General features: G+C 63.2%; 18 protein-coding genes, 3 tRNA genes and 2 rRNA genes. 5 read left to right on the top strand and 18 right to left on the bottom strand.

The window, feature by feature from the left end; all coding sequences use genetic code 11:
- Positions 1-205: 205 nt before the first annotated feature.
- Entirely contained in the window at positions 206-682 is a 477-nt protein-coding gene (locus HXS65_RS15020; RefSeq protein ID WP_077380170.1) for a peroxiredoxin, read from the top strand.
- 166 nt (positions 683-848) lie between these two features.
- On the opposite strand, the gene HXS65_RS15015 is transcribed toward HXS65_RS15020, so the two are convergent.
- Positions 849-1,943, bottom strand: coding sequence for an AI-2E family transporter (locus HXS65_RS15015; protein ID WP_077380172.1), 1,095 nt, complete (start codon positions 1,941-1,943; stop codon positions 849-851).
- A complete protein-coding gene (locus tag HXS65_RS15010; protein ID WP_077380174.1) occupies positions 1,940-2,245 on the bottom strand; it encodes a sulfurtransferase TusA family protein in 306 nt (101 codons plus the stop codon). The genes HXS65_RS15015 and HXS65_RS15010 overlap by 4 nt, the downstream gene beginning before the upstream one ends.
- A 206-nt stretch (positions 2,246-2,451) precedes the next feature.
- Here HXS65_RS15010 and HXS65_RS15005 point away from each other — a divergent pair, with 206 nt between their 5' ends.
- Positions 2,452-3,954 carry a M48 family metalloprotease gene (locus HXS65_RS15005; RefSeq protein WP_176494297.1) on the top strand — a complete coding sequence of 501 codons (1,503 nt, stop codon included), beginning with the start codon at positions 2,452-2,454 and terminating at the stop codon, positions 3,952-3,954.
- Positions 3,955-4,065: 111 nt separating this feature from the next.
- On the opposite strand, the gene nadA is transcribed toward HXS65_RS15005, so the two are convergent.
- From nadA to purL, 12 genes are all read right to left on the bottom strand, one after another.
- Positions 4,066-5,145: a quinolinate synthase NadA gene (nadA, locus tag HXS65_RS15000; RefSeq protein WP_374700439.1), complete on the bottom strand. Its 1,080-nt coding sequence runs from the start codon at positions 5,143-5,145 to the stop codon at positions 4,066-4,068.
- 338 nt (positions 5,146-5,483) lie between these two features.
- Positions 5,484-5,558, bottom strand: a tRNA-Lys gene (locus HXS65_RS14995).
- Positions 5,559-5,574: 16 nt separating this feature from the next.
- Positions 5,575-5,649, bottom strand: a tRNA-Lys gene (locus tag HXS65_RS14990).
- 36 nt (positions 5,650-5,685) lie between these two features.
- Positions 5,686-5,760, bottom strand: a tRNA-Lys gene (locus tag HXS65_RS14985).
- Positions 5,761-6,018: 258 nt separating this feature from the next.
- A complete protein-coding gene (rluB, locus tag HXS65_RS14980) occupies positions 6,019-6,879 on the bottom strand; it encodes a 23S rRNA pseudouridine(2605) synthase RluB (RefSeq protein ID WP_240499734.1) in 861 nt (286 codons plus the stop codon).
- Between the two features lie 290 nt (positions 6,880-7,169).
- Complete coding sequence (gene scpB / locus HXS65_RS17695) at positions 7,170-8,273, bottom strand: SMC-Scp complex subunit ScpB (RefSeq protein ID WP_176494296.1); 1,104 nt, start codon at positions 8,271-8,273, stop codon at positions 7,170-7,172.
- Complete coding sequence (locus HXS65_RS14970) at positions 8,270-9,322, bottom strand: ScpA family protein (protein ID WP_176494295.1); 1,053 nt, start codon at positions 9,320-9,322, stop codon at positions 8,270-8,272. The genes scpB and HXS65_RS14970 overlap by 4 nt, the downstream gene beginning before the upstream one ends.
- Positions 9,323-9,590: 268 nt before the next feature.
- Positions 9,591-10,805, bottom strand: coding sequence for a tryptophan--tRNA ligase (locus HXS65_RS14965; protein WP_167592962.1), 1,215 nt, complete (start codon positions 10,803-10,805; stop codon positions 9,591-9,593).
- Between the two features lie 120 nt (positions 10,806-10,925).
- Positions 10,926-12,701 carry a DEAD/DEAH box helicase gene (locus tag HXS65_RS14960; protein WP_176494294.1) on the bottom strand — a complete coding sequence of 592 codons (1,776 nt, stop codon included), beginning with the start codon at positions 12,699-12,701 and terminating at the stop codon, positions 10,926-10,928.
- 234 nt (positions 12,702-12,935) lie between these two features.
- The gene (locus HXS65_RS14955) at positions 12,936-13,757 is read right to left on the bottom strand and encodes a crotonase/enoyl-CoA hydratase family protein (protein WP_176494293.1); all 822 of its coding nucleotides are present in this window, start codon (positions 13,755-13,757) and stop codon (positions 12,936-12,938) included.
- A gap of 225 nt (positions 13,758-13,982) precedes the next feature.
- Positions 13,983-15,629, bottom strand: a complete 1,647-nt coding sequence (locus tag HXS65_RS14950) for an FMN-binding glutamate synthase family protein (protein ID WP_218015101.1) — start codon at positions 15,627-15,629, stop codon at positions 13,983-13,985.
- Between the two features lie 239 nt (positions 15,630-15,868).
- The gene (gene purL / locus HXS65_RS14945) at positions 15,869-19,783 is read right to left on the bottom strand and encodes a phosphoribosylformylglycinamidine synthase (RefSeq protein ID WP_077380230.1); all 3,915 of its coding nucleotides are present in this window, start codon (positions 19,781-19,783) and stop codon (positions 15,869-15,871) included.
- Positions 19,784-19,955: 172 nt separating this feature from the next.
- Between purL and mltF the strand changes: the two genes are divergently transcribed.
- On the top strand, positions 19,956-21,449 hold the full coding sequence (gene mltF, locus HXS65_RS14940) for a membrane-bound lytic murein transglycosylase MltF (RefSeq protein WP_077380190.1): 1,494 nt from the start codon (positions 19,956-19,958) through the stop codon (positions 21,447-21,449).
- Between the two features lie 97 nt (positions 21,450-21,546).
- The gene (locus tag HXS65_RS14935; RefSeq protein WP_077380192.1) at positions 21,547-23,502 is read left to right on the top strand and encodes a GGDEF domain-containing protein; all 1,956 of its coding nucleotides are present in this window, start codon (positions 21,547-21,549) and stop codon (positions 23,500-23,502) included.
- Positions 23,503-23,558: 56 nt separating this feature from the next.
- On the opposite strand, the gene tadA is transcribed toward HXS65_RS14935, so the two are convergent.
- Complete coding sequence (gene tadA, locus HXS65_RS14930) at positions 23,559-24,044, bottom strand: tRNA adenosine(34) deaminase TadA (RefSeq protein WP_083730713.1); 486 nt, start codon at positions 24,042-24,044, stop codon at positions 23,559-23,561.
- A gap of 154 nt (positions 24,045-24,198) precedes the next feature.
- Between tadA and HXS65_RS14925 the strand changes: the two genes are divergently transcribed.
- Positions 24,199-25,044 carry an acyl-CoA thioesterase II gene (locus HXS65_RS14925; protein WP_077380196.1) on the top strand — a complete coding sequence of 282 codons (846 nt, stop codon included), beginning with the start codon at positions 24,199-24,201 and terminating at the stop codon, positions 25,042-25,044.
- Positions 25,045-25,159: 115 nt separating this feature from the next.
- On the opposite strand, the gene HXS65_RS14920 is transcribed toward HXS65_RS14925, so the two are convergent.
- From HXS65_RS14920 to HXS65_RS14910, 3 genes are all read right to left on the bottom strand, one after another.
- Positions 25,160-25,438, bottom strand: coding sequence for a hypothetical protein (locus HXS65_RS14920; protein WP_176494292.1), 279 nt, complete (start codon positions 25,436-25,438; stop codon positions 25,160-25,162).
- Between the two features lie 342 nt (positions 25,439-25,780).
- Positions 25,781-25,896, bottom strand: a 5S ribosomal RNA gene (gene rrf, locus HXS65_RS14915).
- 137 nt (positions 25,897-26,033) lie between these two features.
- Positions 26,034-26,143, bottom strand: a 23S ribosomal RNA gene (locus HXS65_RS14910); the annotation flags it as partial.

The following is a 26,143-nucleotide window of genomic DNA, read 5'->3' as shown; positions in this document are numbered from 1 at the left end:
CACGCCGGACGGGCCCGATGACGCCGGTCGCCAAGGCGGTGAAACACAAGAGTTCTGCCCCGTCTTTGACAAGTTCGGGCGCCCTGCGTGTAATGCAGGACATACCGCAGAACCGGGCAAGCGCGATGCCCATGACTGCCGGTTTTTTTCCTCATTCCATACTGTCAGCCGCCACATGGCCGTCAGTCATCGCCAGGAGAGCACGATGAGCGTCAGCCTCGGTCAGCCAATTCCCGACTTTACCGCACAAGCCACCAGTGATACCGAAGTCACCCCGGCGAGCCTCAAGGGCAAGCAAGCCGTCATCTACTTCTACCCGAAGGACCACACGCCGGGCTGTACCACCGAAGGCGGTGACTTCCGCGACCACCTCAAGGAATTCGAAGCGGCCAACACCGTGATTCTCGGCGTCTCCCGCGACAGCCTGCGCACCCACGAGAACTTCCGGGCCAAGCAGGGCTACCCGTTCGAGCTGATCAGCGACCCGGACGAGACACTGTGCAAGATCTTTGACGTCATTCACATGAAGAAATTCATGGGCAAGGAAAGTCTCGGCGTGGTGCGCTCCACCTTCCTGATCGACGCCGACGGCAATCTGGCGCGCGAATGGCGTGGCGTGAAGGTCAAGGGCCATGTCGAGGAAGTGCTGGACGCCGCCCGCGAGCTCGACGCCGGCAAGTGATGCTCGCCGGAAGGCTGCAAGCCCCGAGCGTCAAGGCCTGCCTGTGCGCAAGGATCCTGCTGGAGGGCCATGGCGGTGAAACGCCGCCACTCGCCCATGAAAAAGCCCCGCCGATCGGCGGGGCTTTTTCATGCAGGCGACACGGGACGAGGCCCGGGACATGCGCTCAGCTCTGCACTTCTTCTTCGGGCAGGCCTGCCTCGGCGCGGGAACGACGCGGCCAGGCGTAGAGCAGCGACTTCATCAGCGTGGCCAGCGGGATGGCGAAGAACACGCCCCAGAAGCCCCAGATCCCGCCGAAGAACAGCACGGCCAGAATGATCGCCACCGGGTGCAGATTGACCGCCTCCGAGAACAGCAACGGCACCAGCACGTTGCCATCCAGTGCCTGGATGATGCCGTAGGCGATCATCACGTACATGAAGGTATCGCCCAGCCCGAAATGGAAACCGGCCACGGCGGCCACCGGCAGGGTCGCCCCCGCCGCCCCGATGTAGGGAATCAGCACCGAGAAACCGACCACGATGGCCAGCAGCGCCGAGTACGGCAATCCGAAGATGACGAAGGTGACGTAGCTGACGCCACCGACGATGACGATCTCGATCACCTTGCCGCGCACGAAGTTGGCGATCTGGTCATCCATCTCGTTCCACACCCGACTCATCAGCAGGCGCTTGCGCGGCAGCAATGCCAGCGTGAACTCCACCAGCCGCTCGCGATCCTTGAGCATGAAGAACACCAGGATCGGCACCAGCACCAGATAGATCACCACGCCCATCAGGTTGCCGAGCGACGCCAGCGACAGGGACACCGCACGTTGCCCGAACTGGGTCAGCTCACGCCCGGCGGCGCCGACCCACTGCTGGACCTGCTCCGGCGTGATCAGGCCGGGGAAGCGCTGCTGCAACTCGCCCAGCCAGCGCTGACCCGAGGCGAACATGCCGGGAATCTCCTGGATCAGATTGGCCAGCTGATGCCAGACCAGCGGCAACAGGATCAGCGCACTGGCCAGCATGATGCCCATGAACACCAGCGTCATCAGACTGACGGCGGCCAGACGCGGCAAGCCGAACCGCTCCAGAAAGCTCACGCCGCTCTGCAGCAGGAAGGCGACGATCAAGGCCGTGAAGAATGGCGCCAGCATGCTGCCCAGCCAGATGACGGCCGCGAAGACCAGCACCAGCACCAGAAACAGCACCACCGCCTCCTCATCGGAGAAATAGCGCTCCAACCAGCCACGCAACAGGGTCTTCATGGTCATGAGGGGTCATCCTCCGTGAGCGCCTTGATCACGAAGCGATAATCACCCGCGGCCGTCTCTTCACGCGAGACCAGCGCGTGATCGCTCAGCGCCAGATAGGCGGGGATGTCGCCCCAGGCACCGGCGTCGCTGGCGAGGACCTCGAGTTGCTCGCCGGCACTCATGCCAGCCAGTGCCAGCTTGGTGCGCAGCAGCGGCAACGGACAGTGCAGGCCGCGCGCATCGAGCGTTGTCAGGTGGGTATCGGCCGTGGAATCAGCCGTCGGATTCGCAGTCTCAGCGCCAGGTCGTTCGAATGCCATCTGCCCTTCCGTTCTCGTTATGATGTTCTGCCACACGCATGAAGGGTGCAGCTTGAAAACGCCCCGATTTAAGGGCACCTTGCCTGACAAAGCAACTTTCCGCCCCGCCACCCCCTGAGAGTGAGGGGGCGCCAGGTCAGTCCGGCTCACTTCATGTGTCGTGCGGGCCGACTGTGCCTTGCACCTTATTGAAGAGGATTGCCTGCATGTCGTTGCTGTCCCCCTTGAGCGGTCGCGTTCGTCACGCACGCACCACACGCGTCACCCTGTCCAGCCTGCTGCTCAGCCTGACGCTGATGGGTGCCTCCCTGGCCACCCCCTCCGCCGTGGCGCAGAACGACTATGGACTGCCGGACCTGGGCAGCGCCAGCGGCGGCATTTCCAGCAACGATGAATATCGTATCGGACGCGCCTGGCTGCGCCAGTTCCGCGCCCACGTGCGTGAATGGGATGACCCTATCACGCTGGACTGGATCAATGGCATCGTTCGCAAGCTGGCGCCCTGGAGTGAGCTGGACCGCAATGACTTCATCATCACCCTGGTGGCCAGCAGTCAGCTGAACGCTTTCGCCGTGCCCGGCGGCGTGGTCGGCGTCAATACGGGGCTGTTCGCCTTCGCGCCGGACCGCGACGCCTTCGCCTCGGTGCTCGCCCACGAGCTGGGCCACCTCTCCCAGCATCACTTTGCCCGCAACATGGAACGTCAGGCTGAAACTCGCCTGCCGACACTGGCCGGTTTTCTCGCCGGCATGGTGATCGCGGCCGGCGGTGGCGGCTCGGCCGGTCTCGCGACCATGGCCGGCACCCAGGCGGCGGCGATCTCGGATCAGCTGGCCTACTCACGCCGCTTCGAACAGGAGGCGGACCGTGTCGGCATCGAGGCGCTGGCGCGTGCCGGCTTCGACCCCGAGGCCATGCCCCGCATGTTTCGCGCCATGCAGCGCATGGCCAGCCTGCAGGGCAGCAACGCGCCGGAATTCCTGCTGACGCACCCGGTCACCGAAGCACGTATCGGTGACACCCAGGCGCGTGCCGATGCCCTGGAGACCGCGACCCCTGATCCGCTGGGCACGCTGGCCTACGAAATGATACGCGCCCGTGCCCTGCTGGCGCTCAACCTGAGCCAGCCCTCCCAGGGGCTGGTGACCTTGCGTGAGGATTCAGCCGATCCGGATGCCATCGCCTACTACCAGGCACTGGCGGCCGCCGAGAATCACGAGATCGACAGCGCCCTCGCCGCGCTGGACCGCCTGCACGACAAGCATCCCGACCTCACCCTGATCAGCGCCAGTGCCATCGAGGTCGCCCGGGATGCACGTCGCTATGACGAGGCCACGCAACGCGCCAGACGCCTGCTGCGCCTGCAGCCGGATTACCTGCCGACACGCCTGGCACTTGCCGAGGTCAGGCTGCAGCAGGACCCCGCCAGCGCACGCCAACAGCTGGAAGACATGCGCCGCGAACATCCCGATGATCCCAAGGTGTGGAATCTGGCAGCCGAGGCCAGTGGCCGCAGCGGGCATCAGGCCGAAGCCTTCCTGTACCGGGCGGAATTCGAGCAGCTCGAGGGACGCATGGACAGTGCCTTCGCCCAGCTGAAACTGGCCGATGAGGCGGCACGCAAGGCAGACGACTTCGCGCTGGCCAATCGCATCAATGCGCGGCGTGAGGACTTCAAGGACTACCGCAACGCCATCGAAGCGTTCTGATCTCCACCGCCCCTTCCCGCCGACAATGAAAAACCGCCGCCCCGACTCCTCGGGTGCGGCGGTTTGCGTCGCCTGCCTGCAGCGCCTCTCGTCGATCAGGCGTCGGCGTGATCAGCCACGATTGAACTCCAGCATGCGGGTCAGCGGCTTGAGCGCGCGCTCACGCAGGCTGTCGTCGACGAAGATTTCCTCGCCGTTGGCCTCGGCGGGATCACGGCGCAGCACTGCGGCCAGATTCTCGAGACCATTCATCGCCATCCACGGGCAGTGCGCACAGCTCTTGCAGGTCGCGCCATTGCCGGCGGTCGGCGCCTCGAACAGCTGCTTGCCCGGTGCTGCCTGCTGCATCTTGAAGAAGATGCCGCGGTCGGTGGCGACGATCATCTGCTCGTGAGGCAGCTCGACGGCGGCCTTGATCAGCTGGGACGTGGACCCCACCACGTCGGCAAGCTCCACCACCGACTGCGGCGATTCCGGGTGCACCAGCACCGCGGCGTCCGGGTGGACCTTGAGCAGGTCGGTGATGCCCTGGGCGCGGAACTCGTCATGCACGATGCAGGCACCATCCCACAGCAGCATGTCAGCGCCGGTCTGCTTCTGCACATAAGCGCCCAGATGCTTGTCCGGGGCCCAGATCAGCTTCTCGCCCTTCGCGTGGAGGTGCTCGATCACGTCAACGGCGATGGAGGAGGTCACCACCCAGTCGGCACGCGCCTTCACCGCCGCCGAGGTGTTGGCGTAGACGACCACGGTGCGATCGGGATGGGCATCACAGAAGGCGGCGAATTCGTCTTCCGGGCAGCCCAGATCCAGCGAGCAGGTCGCCTCCAGCGTCGGCATCAGCACGCGCTTCTCCGGGGAGAGGATCTTGGAGGTCTCGCCCATGAAGCGCACGCCGGCGACGATCAACGTCGAGGCGTCATGACGGGCGCCGAAGCGCGCCATCTCGAGGGAATCCGCGACACAGCCGCCGGTGTCCTCGGCAAGCTGCTGGATGGCGTCATCGCAATAGTAATGGGCGACCAGCACGGCATCACGCTTGACGAGCAGCTGCTTGATCTCGGCGATCAGCGCGGCATCCCCTGCCGCGGGGCGGGTCGGGCAGTACGCACGGGCGAGGTGCTCTCGCACCTGCTCGCGGACGCTATCGTGGGCCTCACGACCCGGCATGGCATTTGTCAGGCTGTTCATGTGTCTCTCACCTAGCCCACAGGGGCTCCCCCTGTGCTGAGTGGGTCAGGGCCCGGCCATGAGCACGAACGGCGCGTGGCGGCCCTCCCTTGCGCTGCAGCTGGGCTCCCCAGACTGCAACTGGTGCCTTAAGCGTCTATCGCCCTTGGCGGTGTCCTGTCGAGCGTCATCCTCTGAAGGACATGAGCCGTGGCTCGCGCACAAGGATACGCCTGCCACGCTCCCCGCTCCAGTCGACCTCACGCCAGGTACCCGGGCGTGCGTCGAGGCAACGCCGCGGAATCTTTCTGACGCATAACAAAAATTGCCCCGCGCCAATGAAGGCACGGGGCAAGATCTGGTGGGTCGTGAGGGATTCGAACCTTCGACCAATTGGTTAAAAGCCAACTGCTCTACCACTGAGCTAACGACCCAAAACTGGGTGGCGGATGGTGGGTCGTGAGGGATTCGAACCTTCGACCAATTGGTTAAAAGCCAACTGCTCTACCACTGAGCTAACGACCCGCCGCCGGGTGCTTTGCAAGAGACCATTTCGAGAAATGGTGGGTCGTGAGGGATTCGAACCTTCGACCAATTGGTTAAAAGCCAACTGCTCTACCACTGAGCTAACGACCCTTGCGAAGCGGGGCGTAAGATACCGCCATTCCTGAGACGACGCAAGTCTTTTGCAAAAAAACTTCAAGCAAATGACCAGCTTGACCGCTCATGGCGCCCCGAGAGCCCCACGCCATCCACCGTCCAGATGCACGCAAGCCCGCGACAGGCGCGGGCTTGCGAGACTTGCCGACGGCATGTCGAGGCTGACATGCACGTCAGGCCCACGGGAGGCCAGCCGGAGATGGCGAGCGCAAGGCACGCGATCTCCGCAGAGCCTCAGCGCGGCTTGCGTGTGCGCTGCGGCGGCTTCTTCATGGCGCGCACTGGACGACGCTTCTGCTTGTCGCGGCTCCAGCGGTTCTGCTCATCCGGCGTCAGGGCCGGCGCCTTGCGGTGCTCGAGACCTGCCAGCGTGGACAGTTCATCGATCTCGCTCTGCTCCATCTCCACCCACTCGCCGGCGCGAGCGCGCTTGTCGAGGAAGATGTTGCCGTAGCGCACGCGCTTCAGGCGGCTGACGGTCAGCCCCTGGGAGTCCCACAGACGACGAACCTCACGGTTGCGGCCTTCCATGATCACCACGTGGAACCAGCTGTTGATGCCTTCGCCGCCGAATTCCTGCACGTCGGTGAAGCGCGCCGGGCCATCTTCCAGCATGACGCCATTGACCATGTTGACGACGTGCTCGCGCTTGACCTCACCCATGACACGCACGGCGTATTCACGCTCGATCTGGGTCGACGGGTGCATCAGGCGGTTGGCCAGCTCACCATCGGTGGTGAACAGCAACAGACCGCTGGTGTTGATGTCCAGACGACCGATGGCGATCCAGCGCTCACCTTTCAGGCGCGGCAGACGCTCGAAGACGGTACGACGGCCTTCCGGGTCCTTGCGCGTGCACAGCTCGCCTTCCGGCTTGTTGTACATGATGACGCGGCGCGCACTTTCCTCGGCACCCTTGAGGTTCTGCGGGCGATCATCGAGGCTGACCTGGTCGTTGGGGCCGACGCGGTCTCCCAGCTGGGCGACCTTGCCGTTGACCTTGACGCGGCCAGCGCTGATCGCGACTTCCATCTCACGGCGTGAGCCGAGACCGGAGCGCGCCAGCACCTTCTGCAGCTTCTCGTCGTCGGCCAGCTTGTCGCCCTTGGCCTGCGGCGGCAGCGGACGCAATTCCGGGGCTTCGGCGGCGGCCGGCTTCTTGCCGACATTGGCCTTGCTGCCACGGGTGGACTTGCCCATGTCGCGACGCGGCTGTGCGCCGTCCTTGCTGGCAGCGTGCTTGCCAGCCGCCTTGCTGTCCGTCGCCTTGCCGCCCGCGAAGGCCTTGCCAGTGGTCGACTTGCCGTCGTTCTGGCGTGACGCCTTGCGCTTATCAGTGTCTGTCTTGCTCATGACATGAACCATTTCATCAATAGGAATTTCGCTTACGCAGGGTCGTCATCATCGACGGTCCCGGCAGCGGAGGAGTCATTGGGTGGCGTATCGCCAGCCCCGTCCTCATCTTCTGCACCGCGCAAACGTTGGCTGAGGCGCGCTTCGATCGTGGCGAAGTCGAACCCCGAGCCGGTGGACGCCATCCCGGCGTGATCATGTTCCGCCTGTGAGGCGGAGGGTCCTGCGGTATTCGGTGAATCATCCGCGACATCGAGCGCGCGCGCCTTCAGCGCCTCCTCCAGCTGCTCGGCGGTGATCTCCGGCGGCTGCCAGTCGGCGGGCACCTGAGCCCCCCTCGTCTCTGACGATGTCTCGTCTGAAGACGTCTCGTCCGAGAAAGTCTCGCTCGAGGAAGTCTTGTCCGAGGAAGTCTCGGCTGACGGCGCATCAGCGGCTGTCGCATCAACGGCTGTCGCATCAGGACCTGACGGGGCGGGATCCGGCGCATCATCGGCCGATGCCTCCCCGTCGCCCTCGCCATCCGGGTCTTCCGGCAGCGGCAAGGTCTGTGAGGGCGGCACATCATACAGCTCCGCTTCCAGCTGTTCGAGTCCTTCGAAGCCTTTCAGTTCATGCACCGGCGGCAGCTCTTCCAATGTCTTGAGCCCGAAGTCGTCAAGAAACTGGCGCGTGGTGGCGAAGACCGCCGGCCGCCCCGGCACGTCACGGTGCCCGACCACCCGCACCCAGCCGCGCTCGACCAGGGTACGCATGATGGAAGAGCTGACCGTCACGCCACGCACCTGCTCGATATCACCACGGGTCACCGGTTGACGATAGGCCACCAGCGCCAGCGTCTCCAGCAGAGCGCGAGAATAGCGCTGCGGGCGTTCTTCCCACAGCCGTGACACCCAGGGAGAGAACTGCTGGCGAACACGCAGCCGCCAGCCACTGGCGGTCTCGATCAGCTCCAACGCACTGGCGTCGGCCGGATGGCGCTCTCCCAGCCGGCCCAGTGCCTCACGCAGCGCAGGCTTGGTGGGGCTTGAATATTCATCGAACAATCCCGCCAGACGCTCCAGCGTCAGCGGTTCACCGGCAGCCAGCAGCGCCGCTTCGATGATCTGGTCGAGGGGGGCATCGCGCGAACTCATGACGGCGCGTTCTCCTGCTCGTCGGATGGGGGGAAGGAAGGTGACGTCTGCGCATCCTCGAACGCCGCGTCATCGAACGCCGCGTCATCGTACGCTGCGTCATCGAACGCCCCCTGGTCGGCCGCCACCTCGTCTTCGTCGGCGAATTCCAGAGCCAGCCAGTCCTCGTCGTCCTCGCTGTCAGGCTCCGGCGTACGAGCACGCACGTGAATGGGCGACAGCGGCGCATTCTGCACGACCTCGATCAGCGCCTCCTTGGCCAGCTCCAGAATCGCCATGAAGCTGACCACCACGCCGGCACGCCCCTCTTCGAGGGTGAACAGTCTCTCGAAGGGCGTGAAGTGCTCGTGGCTCAGCAGATTCATGATCGCCAGCATGCGCTCACGGGTCGACATCACCTCACGCGAGATGGTGTGCGCCTGGACGAGATCCGCCTGACGCAGGAGACCGGACAGCGCGCCGAGCAGCTCCGAGAGGTCCACTTCAGGGTGGACGACACGCGTCTCCAGCTCCGGCAGCTCCGCCGTGGCGACGAACCAGTCACGCCCCTGGCGTGGCATCTCGTCCAGCCCTTCGGCGGCCAGCTTGGTCTGCTCGTACTCCTGCAGACGCCGGATCAGCTCGGCGCGCGGGTCCTCTTCCTCGTCATCATCACTCTCCTTCGGCTGGCGCGGCAGCAGGCTGCGCGACTTGATCTCCGCCAGCATGGCGGCCATCAGCAGATATTCCCCGGCAAGGTCGATCTGCATGGCGTGCATCAGCTCGACGTACTCGATGTACTGATGCGTGATGGCCGCGACGTTGATGGCGAGAATGTCGAGGTTCTGACGACGGATGAGATACAGCAGCAGATCCAGCGGCCCCTCGAAGGTCTCGAGAAAGACCCGCAGTGCCTCAGGCGGGATGTAGAGATCCTGCGGCATCTCGGTGAGCGGCGTGTCGTTGACGCGCGCCAGCACGGCCGATCCCGCTGCAGGTGCGGTGATCAGCGGTGCGGGCTGATGCCCATCGGTCAGGGAAAAGCTGGCGCCATCGAGCAGGTCGCTCATGAAGTCTCCTGCAGGAGGCTGAAGTCGGGAGAACCAGGGCGGAGGATGCACCGGGTCGTCGGAGGCACCATCGAGCCGCACGGCGACCGGGGGACGGGCATTCTAGCCGTTCAGGGCCCATCCCCCAAGTCATGATGGTACCGAGAGCATGATGGTACCGAGAGCATGATGGTACCGAGAGTCATGATGGTACCGGGAGTCGCGATGGGATCGAAGGTCATGGTGGCACGGGGACCTGCCGGATTCGCGACGTCCTGCGCAAGACGGATCACCGATAGGTGAGGCCGATCACGCGTCGCAGCTCATCCAGAGTATCGCGAACGGTGTCCCGGGCACGCTCGGCACCCTCGGTCATCATGGTACGTACCTTGCCATGCTCGCCTTCCAGCGCCTCGGCGCGATCGCGGATCGGCGTCAGGGTGGCATCGATATGCTCGACCAGACAGCCCTTGCAGTCCAGGCAGCCGATACTGGCCTCACGACAGCCTGCGGCCGCCCACTTGCGGTCCGCTTCGGGAGTGAAGCTTTCATGCAGACTCCACAGCGGGCAACGTTCAGGGTCGCCCGGATCACTGCGCCGCACCCGCGCGGGGTCGGTGGGCATCTCGCGCACGCTGGCGCCTATCTCGGCACGCCCACTGCGCAGGAAGATGGCCTCCTCATGCGACGACAACCGGGTCTTGAGTTCCATGCCCAGCAGCGGCTGGCTGTCCCCCTGCCAGTGTTCCGGCTCACCGAGGATGCGCCGCCCGCCGCCTTCCAGATAGCCGAGCAGGCGCTCCTGCTGATTGCGGTTGAGCTTGCTGGTCTCGGCCAGCAGTCCACGCGCGCGCTCGAAGGCCTCGAGATCCCCCTCTTCCTGATAGTCACTCAGCCATTCGCGATACAGGCGACCACTCTTCTTGCCGAGTCGCGCGATGGCCCGCTCCGCCTGCTCCTCGAAGCCGGCGTCGCGTCCATAACGATGGTTGAAGCGCCTCGCCACCTCGCGGGTGAACTCGATGTGCGCGCGCTGTTCCGGTCCGGCGGGCACGACCTCGCCCCGCAGCGCCAGGATGTCGGCCGCCTGCATCAGAGGGGCACCCAACATCGCGAAACTGGCCCCCTGCTGCTCACCGAGTCCCGCCACCATCTCACGATAGCTGGGCAGACGCTCCAGCCATGCCTTGGGCGTCACGCTGGACAGGATCATGTGCACGTCGGTCAGCTCCGGCACCCACGACTGGATGAACAGGGTGGCGACCTTGGGGTTGATCCCACAGGCAAGGCAATCGATGACCATGGCCCAGCTGTACTGCTCGATTTCATGGGGCGCATGCCCACTGACCGCCAGCGCGTTCCAGTCGGCGATCAGAAAATAGGCATCGTGGTGGTACTGCAGCTCGGTCCAGCGTCGGATCACGGCATGATAGTGTCCGAGCGTCAGGTGTCCGCTGGGGCGTAAGCCGGACACCAGCCTGGCCGAGGTATCGGTGGCACTCACCTTGTGAGTTCTCCCTGAAACGTATGAAGCGGCCAGTCTAACAATCCCGGCCCCCGATCAGCATCCCCGTGACGTCGTGTCTCGTACGGGGGGCGTCATGCTCTGCGTCACGCAGACGACTCACCCCGCCGCGATGCCGGTGCGATAGCGCCCGGCGTAATCGAACAGCTTGTCACGAATCTGCCAGTAGCGGCCGCTCTTGCGCCCGATGACGAAGTCAGGGGCCTTGAGGCGCTCCTCGCCGGCCAATACCTCGGCGATGTCCTTCGGCGCCCAGTCACTGCCCGGCGCCCGCAGGTGCCGGGCGAGAAAGCTCAGGCGAAAGGCATGGCGCTGAGCGGACGTCTCGAGCGCGAACCACTCGGACAGATCGGTGCCATCCTCGTCGTAATAGGTCACCTTCAAGCGTGGCAGACCGCGCCCGTTGCGCGTCTCCTCCAGCTGCCAGCCACTGACGCGCAGCACCCGTGCATCACGCAGCTTGAGCGCATCGCGCAGCTTGTCATCCGGGTCCACCAGCCGCGCCTGACAGGCGTGACAATGGCGCGCGGCGATGTCATTGGCCTCGCCACACTGCGGACAGGCCTTGGCGCGATAGCGGAAATCACACTGCACCAGCGGCTTGCCCTCGCCGTCGGGCGACTCCACCAGCCCCTGACAACGCCGCCCGAAGTGCTCCACCACCAGCTCCCCATCCTTGCGCCCCCAGAACAGATTGGCATTGCCGCACACGGGACACTCGACCTGCACGATCTCGGTATCCCCTGCCGGTTTGGGGGTAGCGACTTCCGGCGCGTAGAGATCCCAGGGGTTGCCGGCGTAATCGAGAATCAGGCAGTCCGTCTTGCCGGGACTCAGGCGCAGCCCACGCCCGACGATCTGCTGATAGAGACTGACGGATTCGGTGGGCCGCAGGATGGCGATCAGGTCCACGTGCGGGGCATCGAAGCCGGTGGTGAGCACCGCCACGTTGACCAGATACTTGAGCTGCTGCGCCTTGAATGCATGGATCAGGCGCTCGCGCTCATCGCCGGGCGTCTCACCGGTGATCAACGCCGCCTCACCCTCGGGCAGGAGTCCCGTGACCTCCTCGGCATGCTCGACGGTGGAGCAGAACACCATCACCCCACGTCGCTCGCGTGCCTGGGCGACGATATCCAGCACGATGCCTGGCGTCGCGCGTGAGCCCTGCACCACCTCGTTGAGCTCGGCTTCCTGGAAGCTGCCGCCGATCCCCGGTGCCAGCTGCGAGAAGTCATAGCGCGCCACGGCGACATCGACACGCCGCGGCTCGCTCAGAAAGCCCTGGCGTACCATCAGGCGCAACGGTTGCTCGAACACGCAGTCACGGAAGAAGCAGTCGTCATCACCGCGCACCATGCCGTGATAATGACGATGGAAGATGAAGCCCTGCCCGAGGCGATACGGCGTCGCCGTCAGCCCCAGCACCTTGAGGCGTGGATTTTGCTCACGTAGATGATGGATGACCTTGCGATAGCTGGCGTCCTTCTCCAGCGAGACCCGGTGACACTCGTCGATCACCAGCAGCGTGAACGCACCTGTCTGCTCACCCGGCGTGAAGGCCGCGAGATTGCGCACCACCGACTGCACCGAGCCGAACACCACCTGACGCGCGGCCTGCTTGCGCTTGAGGCCGGCACTGAAGATGTCGGCCTCCTTGCCATAGGATTCGTACTTGGCGTGATTCTGCTCGACCAGCTCGCGCACATGCGCCAGCACCAGCACGCGCCCGCGCGCGATACGCGCAAGCTCCGCGATCACCAGTGACTTGCCGCTACCGGTGGGTAGCACGACCACCGCCGCCTCGTCACTCTTGCGGAAATGCTCCACGGTGCGCCGGACGGCTTCCTGCTGATAGGGACGTAGCTCAAACATGCCGGCTGTTCCCTGCAAGGACACGTGGGCCGGCCATGGGCAGCGGCATGATCAGAAAGAGTGGTGCAGACATGAGAGCTCGCCGGGTCACGGAAAAGGGGCACAGGTTGAGGGGCAATGGCCGCCCATGAGGGGTGAGGCAGCCATCCACCTGCAGAAGACCCATTATCCTGATCCCGCCCCCCGGCGGTAAAGCGACCGGGTGTGGATAACCCGAATGAAGGTCAGGTGCGCTCAGAAGCGCGGCGTGCGGCCTTCAAGCCTGGCGCCAACACATTCCATGTGCTCTGGCTGGCCGAGCAAGTCGGATTGCAGCCTGGCCTCCAGGGCAAGTGCCTCGCCCTCCGGTGCCGCCAGCGCCTCGGCATACAGCCGGGTGATGCAGCGAATCGCCCTGGGAGAACGTGTCGCGATCTCCCGCGCGAGCGCCAGTGCCTCTTCCCGCGGATTGGAGACCAGGCGCGTCACGAGCCCGGCTTCCTGGGCCTCGCGGGCGGCAACCTTGCGGCCGCTCCAGCTCAGTTCATGCAACCAGTCAGGACGCACTCCACGTGCCGTGACGCTGATGCCCATGTCAGGAATGATGCCCCAGTCAATCTCGAGCACCGCCAGGCGCGCATCCGGATCACACAGCCGGACATCCGCTCCCAGCGCGATCTGCAGCCCGCCCCCGAAGACATTGCCCTGCAGGGCCGCGATCACCGGTACGCCGGCATCCCGCCAGCCCAGTGCCAGCTGCTGAACGGTATTGCGCTCAGGCGTGCAGCCATTGGCCCCCGCGACGAGCAACTGCGGCACCCGCGCGGCCTCCCCCATGATGGCGGCCATGTCGAGCCCCGCGCAGAAACTGGCGCCTTCTCCGGATAGCACGATGGCTCGCAGCCCTCCCTCCTCGGCACGTGCCCGCAACTCTGCCTGGGCACCGAGGATGGCATCGATCATCGCCCAGTCGAGTCCATTGTGCTTGTCGGGTCGATTGAGGCGCACATCGGCGACATGCTCATTGATCATCACTGTCACGCGGCGTGCGGACGGGCACTTTGCGGCATCACTCATGGCGGCTCCCTCGAACGGCGAATGAAACGGCGGTCAGCGATTGCTCACGAGACACGACGGGCAGCCAATGCCCATGTCGACATGAGGTATCTGCGAGACACCTGACAGATAGCGCAATCTCGAGGTCCAGTGTGGCTGTCCGCACGCCATCATGAAACGGTCGTTTGGTCGCAGAGGGTCCACACCCGGCCAATCGACATCGCAAGGCACCCTCTTGCATGACGTCTATTCGCGCTTGGCACCCGAGACGTCTGCCAGCGAGCGTGACTGGAAGCTGTCCGCCTGAGCCATCTCCCACACGCGGCGATAGAAGGGGAAATCATCCGCTTCCTTGAGCAAGGCGCCGGGCGTCAGGAAGGGGTGCAGGTGCGAGAAAAGACGCACCTCATTCTCCGACACACGATGCACGAGATGGTCCGGAGTGATCTGCCACGGGGTCGAGAGCCCCGAGGCCGCGATGATTTCCGCCAGCGCATGCAGGGTGTTGTGATGGAAGTGCCGGACCTGCTCGGCCTTGTCTTCCACTACCAGCGACTTCTGTCGCAAATCATCCTGGGTGGCGATGCCCGTCGGACACTTGTTGGTATGACAGCTCAGCGACTGGATGCAGCCCAGGGCGAACATGTAACCGCGCGCGGCATTGACCCAATCCGCCCCCAAGGCCAGCACGCAGGCGATATCGAAGGCACTGATGATCTTGCCACTGGCGCCGATGCGCACGTCATCACGCAGCCCCGCGCCCACCAGGGTGTTGTGGACGAACAGCAGCCCTTCGCGCAGCGGTGTCCCGAGGTGATCGGTGAATTCCGTCGGCGCGGCTCCGGTGCCGCCCTCGCTGCCATCCACCACGATGAAGTCCGGCACGATTCCCGTTTCGCGCATTGCCTTGACGATGGCCATGAACTCCCAGGGCTGGCCCAGACACATCTTGAACCCGACCGGCTTGCCACCGGACAGCTCTCTCAGCCGCTGGATGAACTCCAGCAACTCGACAGGGGTACTGAAGGCGCTGTGACTGGCCGGCGAGATGCAGTCCTCGCCCATCGGAATGTCACGCGTCTCGGCGATCTCGCGGCTGATCTTGCTGGCTGGCAGCACACCGCCATGCCCCGGCTTGGCTCCCTGGCTCAGCTTTATCTCGATCATCTTCACTTGCTCGCTGGCCGCCTGACGGGCGAACTTCTCGGCATCGAAGCCCCCCTGCTCGGTGCGGCAGCCGAAATAGCCACTGCCCAGCTCCCAGATCAGATCGCCGGCGAATTCCCGATGGTAGGGGCTGATGCTGCCCTCGCCGGTATCGTGCGCGAATCCTCCCAGCATCGCGCCCTTGTTGAGCGCACGGATGGCATTGCCACTCAGCGAACCGAAACTCATCGCCGAGATGTTGAACAGCGAGGCACTGTAGGGCTGCGCACACTGCGTATTGCCGATCGTCAGACGGAAGTCACGAAAGTCAGGCACTTCGGAGGTCTGCATCGAGTGTCCGATGAATTCGTAACTGTCGGAGTAGACATCCAGCAAGGTACCGAAGGGCTGCGAGGAATTGCGCTGGCGTCCGCGGGCATAGACCAGCTCACGTTGCTTGTGGGAGAACGGTAGCTGGTCGGTATCCGACTCGAACAGGTACTGACGCATCTCCGGGCGCAGCGCCTTGAACAGATAGCGCATGTTGCCGATCACCGGGTAGTTGCGCCGCACGGCGTAATCCGACTGCCGCATGTCGTTGATGCCGACGGCGACCAACAGCAGAAAGATCACGGCCAGCGGCCACACCCAGGGGGTCTGCATCGTCAGAAGCAGACAGACGAGAGCCCCCAGCACACAGAGCAGAAAGACGGAATAACGCGGCAACAGCGACCATTTCAGCTTCATCACGACATCCTTGTAATGTGTCAGGCAGGGATTCGTGCCCCAGACCTCGAGGCATCCCCCACCTTAAGCCACCCGGCGTCCGACACCCAGCTCCCGACGTGGAACGCCACGTTGAGGGAGCCAGATGCCGCCAGCCAATCGGCTCGCGCGTCAGTCAGAACGCAAGACGCCCCCATGGCGTTCACCATGGGGGCGTCGGTCAGGCAATCATCACCTGTGCATTGCGCGCTCTCGCGGGATCAATCGACCCAACGACGTGCATTGCGGAACATGCGCAACCAGGCGCCATCCTGCTCCCAGTCATCCGGACGCCAGGAGTTGGTGACGGCGCGCGCCACACGCTCCGGGTGCGGCATCATGATGGTGACGCGCCCGTCGTTGGTGGTGAGACCAGTGATACCGGACGGCGAGCCGTTCGGGTTGGCCGGATAACGCGTGGTGGTCTGGCCGTAGTTGTCGACGTAGCGCAGTGCCACCTGGCCGCTGCTCTGCATCTTGCGCAGGTGAGCGCTGTCGCGGAACTCGGCACGCCCTTCACCATGCGCGATGGCGATCGGCAGGCGCGAGCCTTCCATGCCATCGAGGAACAGCGAGGCACTCTTCTCGACCTCGACCATCGCGACACGCGCCTCGAACTGCTCGGACTCGTTGCGCACGAAGCGCGGCCAGGCCTCGGCACCCGGGATCAGCTCCTTGAGCTGGGAGAGCATCTGGCAACCGTTGCAGACGCCCAGCGCGAAGCTGTCGTCACGCTGGAAGAAGCGCTCGAACTGTTCACGCGCACGCGCATTGAACAGCACCGACTTGGCCCAGCCGCCGCCGGCGCCCAGCACGTCACCGTAGGAGAAGCCGCCACAGGCGACCAGACCCCGCATGGTGTCCAGATCGACACGTCCTTCAAGGATGTCGCTCATGTGGACGTCCACCGCCTCGAAGCCGGCGCGGTCGAAGCTTGCCGCCATCTCGAGCTGACCATTGACGCCCTGCTCACGCAGGATCGCCATGCGCGGACGTGCACCGGTGTTCAGGTACGGCGCCGCGATGTCCTCGTTGACGTCGAAGGTGGCCTGGACGGAGAGACCCGGATCACGCACGTCGTTGATGGACTCGAATTCGCTCTTGGCGCAATCGGCGTTGTCACGCGCGGCCTGCATGCGATAGCTGGTCTCGGCCCACAGACGCTCGGCACTGGCACGCGTGGTGGAGAGCAGGTTCTGGCCCAGCAGCGTGATGTTGATCTGCTCATCATGACGCGGCGTGGCGATCACGCCACTGTGCTCGAGACCCACGGCCTTGAGCTCGGCGAGAATGGACTCGGTGTGCTCGCGACGCACCTGCACCACGGCACCCAGCTCTTCCGCGAACAGCGCGCCGGTGGCCTGACCCGGCTCGGCGGCGGTCCAGTCGAGGGAGATGTCGAGACCGACACGCCCCGCGAAGGACATTTCCATCAGGGTGGTCAACAGGCCACCGTCGCTGCGGTCGTGATAGGCCAGCAGCTTGCCTTCGACATTGAAGCGCTGGATGGCCTCGAAGAAGTGCTTGAGGTCTTCCGGCTTGGCAAGATCCGGCGCGTCATTGCCGACCTGTCCATAGACCTGCGCCAGCGCGGAGCCACCGAGACGGTGAGCGCCATGGCCGAGATCGATCAGGATCAGGTCCGTCTCCACGGCCTCGCCATTCAGCGTGCGACGCAGCTGCGGCGTGAGGGTACGCATGGCGTCGGTGACCGGCGCGAAGCCTGTCATCACCAGCGACAGCGGCGCGGTGATCGACTTGTCTTCGCCGTTCTCGTCCTGCCAGGCGGTACGCATGGACATCGAGTCCTTGCCGACCGGAATGGTCAGATCCAGCGCCGGGCACAGTTCCATGCCGACGGCGTGGACGGCATCAAACAGCGCCTGATTCTCGCCGGTGTGATCGGCAGCGCTCATCCAGTTGGCGGAGAGCTTGATGTCAGACAGCTTGGCGATCGGCGCGGCGGCGAGGTTGGTGATCACCTCGGCCACGGCCAGACGCGCGGAGGCGGCCGGCGAGATCAGCGCGACCGGCGTGCGCTCGCCCATCGCCATCGCTTCACCGACGTGGCTGTCGAGGGAGCTGGTGGTGACGGCGCAATCCGCCACCGGCACCTGCCACGGACCGACCATCTGGTCACGCGCGACCATGCCGGTGATCGAGCGGTCACCGATGGTGATCAGGAATTTCTTGGAGGCGACGGTGGGCAGCTGCAGCACACGGGTCATCGCTTCACGCGGGTCGAGGTTGTCCAGTGCCAGTGCCGGCAGTTCCAGCGCCTGACGTTCGAAGCTGCGTGACATCTTGGGCGGCTTGCCGAACAGCACGTCCATCGGCAGGTCGACCGGACGCGTATCGAAGTGACCATCCTTGACGATCAGCTCGTGCTCTTCCAGTGCTTCCCCGACCACGGCGTAGAGGCAGCGCTCACGCTCGCACAGCGCTTCGAAGGTGGCCAGATTCTCCGGCGCCACCGCCAGCACGTAGCGCTCTTGGGATTCGTTGCACCAGATTTCCAGCGGGCTCATGCCGGATTCGGCGCTCGGCACGGCGCGCAGGTCGAACAGACCACCGCGACCGCCATCCTTGACCAGCTCCGGCAGTGCGTTGGACAGACCGCCCGCGCCGACATCGTGGATGAAGCAGATCGGGTTCTTGTCATCCAGCGCCCAGCAGCGATCGATGACTTCCTGCACGCGACGCTCCATCTCGGCGTTGTCACGCTGCACGGAGGCGAAGTCGAGGTCTTCGCTGGAGCTGCCGGAGGCCATGGAAGAGGCGGCACCGCCACCCAGACCGATCAGCATCGCCGGGCCACCCATCACGATCAGCTTGGCACCGACCGGAATGTCGCCCTTCTCGACGTGCTGGCTGCGGATGTTGCCGTAGCCGCCCGCCAGCATGATCGGCTTGTGATAGCCGCGACGCTCGATACCACCGGCGCCGAAGGCATCCTGCTCATACGTACGGAAGTAGCCGTTGAGGTTGGGGCGGCCGAATTCGTTGTTGAAGGCAGCGCCCCCGATCGGACCTTCGAGCATGATGTCGTAGGCGGTCTTGATGCGCTCCGGCTTGCCGTAGTCGTGCTCCCACGGCTGTTCGAAGCCCGGGATACGCAGGTTGGAGACGCTGAAGCCGGTCAGACCCGCTTTCGGCTTGGAGCCGACACCGGTCGCGCCTTCATCACGAATCTCGCCACCGGCACCGGTCGCGGCGCCCGGATAGGGGGCGATGGCGGTCGGGTGGTTGTGAGTCTCGACCTTCATCAGGATGTTGATCGGTTCCTGATGATAGGTATAGATGTGGCCTTCGCCTGTCGGGAAGTAACGCCCGGCGGTCGGGCCTGCCATGACGGCGGCATTGTCACTGTAGGCGGACAGCACGCCATCCGGATGATGCTGGTAGGTGTTCTTGATCATCTTGAACAGCGAGTGCGACTGCGCTTCGCCGTCGATGGTCCAGTCCGCATTGAAGATCTTGTGGCGGCAATGCTCGGAGTTCGCCTGGGCGAACATCATCAGTTCGATGTCGGCAGGATTGCGGCCCAGAGTCTTGAAGGACTCGACCAGATAATCGATCTCGTCATCCGCCAGTGCCAGGCCCAGAGAGCCATTGGCCTGCACCAGTGCGTCACGACCACCGCCGAGGATGTCGACATGGGCAAGCTTTGCCGGGGCCTGATGCTGGAAGAGGCGCGCCGCGTCCTGAGTACGCGTCAGCACCGTTTCGGTCATGCGGTCGTGCAGGCGGGAAGACAGCGTGGCGAAGAGTTCTTCGCTCAGAGGGGCGTCGAGCTTGATGCGATAGGCGATGCCACGTTCGAGGCGGCGGACTTGCGGGAGACCACAGTTGGCAGCGATGTCGGTGGCCTTGGAAGACCAGGGCGACAGCGTGCCGAGGCGGGGAACGACGAGGAAGAGATGACCTTCGGGAGAACTCTCGTCGCGACTGGGGCCGTAGTCCAGCAGACGCTCGAGCGTGGTCCGGTCGGTACTGCTCAGTTCACCATCGACCTCGGCCAGATGCAGGTACTCGGCATGAAGGGATTCCACCTCCGGCACCAGCTCGCGCAATGCAGCCAGTAGACGGGAGTGACGGAAGGCGGAAAGGGCAGGCGCGCCTCGCAGTTCGAGCATGGTCAGGGAAAGCCTCTGAAGCAGCGTGAACGGACAACCGCCGAGCGGCGGCAGCAAGCGCATATCATACGTGAAAGCCGCCCGTGAACGAAGCCCGACAGTCACATGCGTTGGATGACAGTGTGAAGCGCTGTCGGTATGGTGAAACCCCTGCCGTGAATGATGCTGACGCATGCTCAAGACCTCGCTTTCCTCCCTCATCACGCCCCTGCAAGCACTGCTGCGCCATTCGCGCCGGTGGCTTGCGCTCGTGGTGATGGCGCTGGCCCTGCTGTTGCCGGAAAAGACCCTGATCGCCCCGCCCTCCCGGCTTGACGATGTTCGCACGCGCGACTTCCTTCAGGTGGTGACTCGCAACAGCCCGACCACCTACTACCGTGGCCGTCAGGGCCCCACCGGTTTCGAGTATGAGCTGGCGCGAGACTTTGCCGACTACCTCGGCGTCAGCCTGTCGATGGATGCAGAACACAATATCGAATCCCTCACCCGAAGCGTGCGTGATGATCAGGCCGATTTTGCCGCCGCCACCCTCCCTCTTGACCTGTCAGAGCAGGGGCTGCGCTTCACTCGACCGATTCTCGAACTGCAGGCGATGGTGGTCTATCGACGCGGAATGCAACCGCCCAGAGAGCTTGAAGATCTGGTCGGCAAGCGGATCGGCGTCATCAAGGGAGCCGGTACCAGCCTGATTCTGCATGAGCTTCAACAGCAGCTTCCCGAGCTCAGCTGGAAGGAAACCGGCGAACTCGAGGTGGCCGACCTCCTGCAGCGCATCGAGGAAGACAGCCTGGACGTGGCGGTCGTCTACGCCCACCAGTTCAAGCTCAATCGGCTGTTCTTCCCCAATGTGGAGAACGGTTTCACCGTGGGGGACCCATTGACTCTGGCCTGGGCCTTCCCGGCGCAGGGAGATATCTCCTTGCTGAGCGCTGCCAACGATTTTCTCGAGACACGCAGCGAGGATGGCACCCTGGACCAGCTGGTCGACCAGTACTTCGGGCATGATGACTATCTGGAATATGTGGGCGCTCGTACCTTCATCCGCCAGGCACGAGAGCGGCTCCCGCGCTACATCGATACCTTCAAGCAAGCCGCTCGCGATACCGGCATCGATTGGAAACTGCTGGCGGCGGTGGGGTACCAGGAATCCCATTGGCAACCGAAAGCGACGTCACCTACCGGGGTACGTGGGCTGATGATGCTGACCAACGCCACCGCCCGCGAGATGAACGTGGCCAATCGTTTGGACCCCGTCCAGAGTATCGATGGCGGGTCACGCTATCTTGTGAGTATAAAGGGACGTCTTCCCGAAGGAATTCAGGAGCCGGACCGGACCTGGATGACATTGGCAGCCTACAATGTCGGTCTCGGGCACCTGCTGGATGCCAGGCGCATCGTGCGCATGAAGGGTGGCAACCCCGACCACTGGAAGGATGTGCGCGAGGCGCTGCCTCTGCTGCAGAAACGCCAATGGTATCAACAGGTACGTTATGGCTATGCCCGCGGTGGTGAGCCTGTCATCTATGTACGCAACATCCGGCGGTATTATGAAATACTCAACTATGTTTACCGCAGTCAGCAGCAGTTCTATCAGCTGAATGAGCGCCAGATAACCGATGATGAAGGGGACAACAATCCCTTCGATACCGTCCCCCCGATCCTGTGATCCATGAACAAGGTAGTGGGAAACCTGTCGGCGACTCGTGACAGGCGAGAAAAGCGCGCACGGGGCGTGGTGCATCAGGAGCTTCTAAGGACAGGGAATGACACGCAGATTCATCTTGATGTTGCTTGGCCTGCTTGCCTTCGGCGTCGCCTTGCTGGGCCTCTGGCCTCGCGCCGGCCACGAAGCCAATGCACTGCTGTTGATCATGCTGACATTGCAGGCGGCAGGGCAGACTGCGTGGCACTGGCGAAACCTGTTCCTCAGTCCACTGTTTCTCGGCATGTCCCTGCTCATCAACCTGGTGCTTACCTGCACCTTTCTCTTGCCGGAAAGCTGGGTCGGTGTCGATCATTGGGGCGCGTTGCTGACCGCCCTGCCCGGTGACTGGCATGTCGCCAACATTCGCCCTCCGATTCTGATTCTGCTGGCATGCCTGGGGCTCAACTGCTGTTCTCTCTTGCGGATGCGCCTGGGCTTCGGCGCCACGATACAGCTGGCGCAGACGACTCTCATACTGATCTTCGCCATCATCGCCGACCCGAGTCTCTCCGTGGCCAGCATGCCACTGGTAGGGGTGGAGCGAACCACGCTGCTTGCCTTCCTGGGATTGCTTCTGGCTGCACAATGGCTGGATCTGCTGCCAGCGCTCACTCGCATGTGGCGACGCAACGTGCTGCCCCTGGCCATCTCTGCCTCCATCACGCTCGTCTGTCTTCTGGCGTGGCAACAGCAGACAAAGGATGAGAACAACCGCATCAACCAGGCGACCTATGTACTGGGCGACAAGATCGCGACACAGCTGTCACGCGAGATCGATGATCAACTCAATGCCATGCGGCGCTTCGCCGGCTTCTGGAGCCTGATGGGGCAGACACCTTCACGGGGTGAATGGCAACGTCTGGCACGAAATTATTACAATGATTTCAATTACTTCCAGAATATCGCCTTCATTGATCCCGACAGCGTGGTGACTCTGGTATTCCCCGACAAGGGCGGCAACCATGATCTGCTGGGCGTGAGGCTATTTGATGCCCAGCCAGATACCCCCCTGCGCAATCCGCTGGAGCTGGGCATTGAAGGCCACACCGGCATCATCGATCTCCTGCAGGGCGGCAAGGGCATGGTGTCCTACCTGCCTGTACGCAATCCGCGTGATGGCGACATCCTCGGCGCCATCGCCATGGTGGTAGATCTGGCACCGCTGCTGGACCAGGCACTGGATGCCGCCCGCAATGATGCCTTTGCCATCACGTTGTCAGAACGCAGCAATGTCTACATTCATGTAGGCCCAGAAAGCCGTCTTGCTCCCTGGGGGCATCGAATCCCCATCGAACTTCCCGCCACGGACCTGACGCTGGGCTTGCAGCCGACGCAGCATTACCTCGCAGCAAGCCGTGGCCGCCTGCCAGAAGTCACGCTCCTGACCGGCATCATGCTCTCGTATCTGCTCTTCCTGGTGGTCTACATGTACCGCCGCGTCTCCCAGGAGCATGGCATCGTCAAGCAAGCCAACGATGCCCTGAAGGAAGAGATGACGCGCCGAGAGCGACTGCAGAACGAGATACAATGGCTGGCACGTCATGATGAGCTGACCCAGCTCCCCAATCGCCGTTATTTCCTCGAGCAGGTGCAGACCTTCAATGGCCAGATGCCACTGACGGTGATGATACTGGACATCGATTTCTTCAAATCGATCAACGACAAGCTGGGGCACCTCGAGGGCGATCGCTATCTGCAGAAGATAGCCTCGGTATCGCGAGCGCCTGTCGAGGCAGCGGGAGGGATTCTGGCACGTTTCGGCGGCGAGGAATTCGTCGTCTGCATCCCCGAATGCCCTCGTGCTGTCGGCCGGACGCTCGCGGAAGAGCTGCGTCGTGCCGTACAGGCGGCAGGTCTCCCCCAGCCTGCCACGGACAGTGTCGTCACCGTCTCGGTTGGCATGGCCTGCGTGGCCAGAGCGCCTCTGCGACTGGAAGCACTGCTTCAGGCTGCGGATGAGGCGCTGTATCGCGCCAAGTCCAGTGGGCGCAATCAGGTCCAGGTCGCCGCCTGAAGCCTCATTCTCCCTTGAAGCACCGGCTTCATCGCAGGGTCATGGCAGGCGCCGAGTCAGGGTGACGCATCGGTTGGCAACGCGGCAGCGCGCCGCTCGGCGAAGAACTGCTTGAGCAGGCGTTTCGCCTGGGCAGCCAGCACCCCACCTTCTATCTGTACCTGATGGTTATGCCACGGCTGCACGAAGAGGTTGGCCCGAGACTCCACCATCCCCGTCTTCGGCTCAGCGGCACCATATACCACGCGCGCCACACGGGCATGGATCAGGGCGCCACTGCACATCATGCAGGGCTCGAGGGTGACATAGAGCGTGCAGTCATCAAGCCGATAGTTGCCAAGCCGGGCCGCTGCTGAACGCAGTGCCTGAATCTCGGCGTGTGCCGTCGGATCCGGAGTCCCCACCGGGGCATTGAACCCGCTCCCGATGATCTCCCCCTGTGGGTTCACCACGACGGCCCCCACCGGCACCTCTCCGGCCTCCAATGCCAGCCGCGCCTGATCCAGGGCGCGGTGCATGTAGTACTGATCCTTGCGAGGCATCGCCGCCTCAGACCTCACGCTCTCGTCGCTCACCGTCATTCTCCGGTATCCTGATGTCATTGGCGCAAGCGACATGATACCGACTAATGCCAACCCGCTCATTTGCTCGTATCAAAGCCGCTTGCCGTGACTCTTTTTCCTGAAGGATGGGACGATGACCGACGCTTCACCGACACCGCTTGAATCACTCGTCACCTTGCTGGGGCTGGAAACTCTGGAAGAGAATCTCTTCCGGGGTCACAGCCAGGATCTCGGCTTTCCACAACTGTTCGGGGGGCAGGTACTTGGCCAAGCGTTGTCCGCCGCGACACGCACCGTCCCCTCGGAACGGAAGGTGCATTCGCTGCATGGCTACTTTCTTCGCCCGGGGGATGCTCACAAGCCAGTCGTCTACCAGGTCGATGGCGTACGTGATGGCGGCAGCTTCACGACCCGACGCATCAGCGCCATCCAGAACGGCAAGACCATCTTCTTCTGCAGCGCCTCCTTCCATGGCAAGGAAGAGGGCTTCACGCATCAGCTCGCCATGCCCGATATCGAATCCCCTGAGCAGTTGATCGAACAGGGGGCACGCATCGAGCGTTACGAGGGCCATCCCATCGAGTTCCTGCGCATGAAGGCCCCGGCTACGACAAGCGAGGGCGCGTCATCAGCGCCACCCCGTCAGCGCCTCTGGTTCCGTCTTTCAGGCGAGCTGCCGGAAGATGATGCTCTGCACCGTTATCTCCTGACCTACAGCTCCGACTTCAACCTGCTGGCCACTGCGCTGGGAGGACACGGTGTACGCTTCGGCTCCCCGGAGCTGCAGATGGCCAGCCTGGATCACTCACTCTGGTTCCACCAGGATGTTCGCGTCAACGACTGGTTGCTGTACGAGATGGATAGCCCATGGGCAGGCGGTGCTCGCAGCTTCTCGCGCGGCAGCCTCTACAATCGCCATGGCGAATTGGTCGCGTCCAGCGCTCAGGAAGGGCTGACGCGCCTGCGCCAACGCTCCTGAACGATCGATGGAACGACGATGCCCCTCTTGAGAAGCACTCTTGAGGGGCATCGTTTGTTCTGACTTGCAGCCAAGGGGTCGTGCTGCAACCACCGCCATTGCCACGAGATGCAGATCACTTCAGTGCCGTTCGGACCCGCGTACAGTTCTCGTCCCGATAACGCTGCTTGTAGTCATTGCGCTGAGACTGCCAACTACGCATCTGGCCTGAAGACCCACCGCCACGACGCATGGCGGTATAATATTCGATCTTGTTCTTGATGAACTGGCAACGTTTTATCTTCTCTTCACGCTCACCAGCAGATGCTGCTCCTGAAGCCGTCAGACCTATCAAGAGCACCATCAACGCTGCCAGCAATGACCTTGATGGGATAAATGAAAAGTATTTCGACATGCCGCCTCCTTGCGCGCGTTCACGAATAGTCCCGTGCGTGGTATTCAATGACATCGCAATCATCGATCAGGTTCTGCAGTAGAGAGAATATCCCCCGAGAACGTGGAATGCCTGCCCATGAGACTGATCATCAGCAGAGTACTGCCGTACTTCACCCTCCGTACTGATCAATAAACAAGAAAGCCGCTATCACGAAAATGATAGCGGCTTCTTGAGTCAATGTTTCAGCGGGCTTCGCTTATCCATGGCCCTCTCTCGCACAACCTTCTGAGAGCACGACTTTTCTCACTCACAAAGAGAACCGCCCCTGCAGCAAGGCTACAGGGGCGGTTCGGGATAAGTGCCTGACGATGACCTACTCTCACATGGAGAAACTCCACACTACCATCGGCGCTAAGCGGTTTCACTTCCGAGTTCGGCATGGGATCGGGTGGTTCACGCTCGCTATGGTCGTCAGGCGAAACGGTGGCATCTTGCGATGCCTGAGTCTCGAGGCTTGTGGCCTCGCGACTCGCAATATGAATCATGCTGACCGATATGTCTCGATCCTGTCGCAATCCCGGCGGTTTGCCTGGGCAAACCCCTTGGGTGTTATATGGTCAAGCCTCACGGGCAATTAGTACTGGTTAGCTCAACACATTGCTGTGCTTCCACACCCAGCCTATCAACCTTGTAGTCTTCAAGGGCCCTTCAGGAGGCGCAAGG

It is taken from the genome of Cobetia sp. 5-25-4-2 (assembly GCF_013374075.1).
Taxonomy (GTDB): Bacteria; Pseudomonadota; Gammaproteobacteria; order Pseudomonadales; family Halomonadaceae; genus Cobetia; species Cobetia marina.
This window is presented reverse-complemented; position numbering and strand designations above follow the sequence as displayed.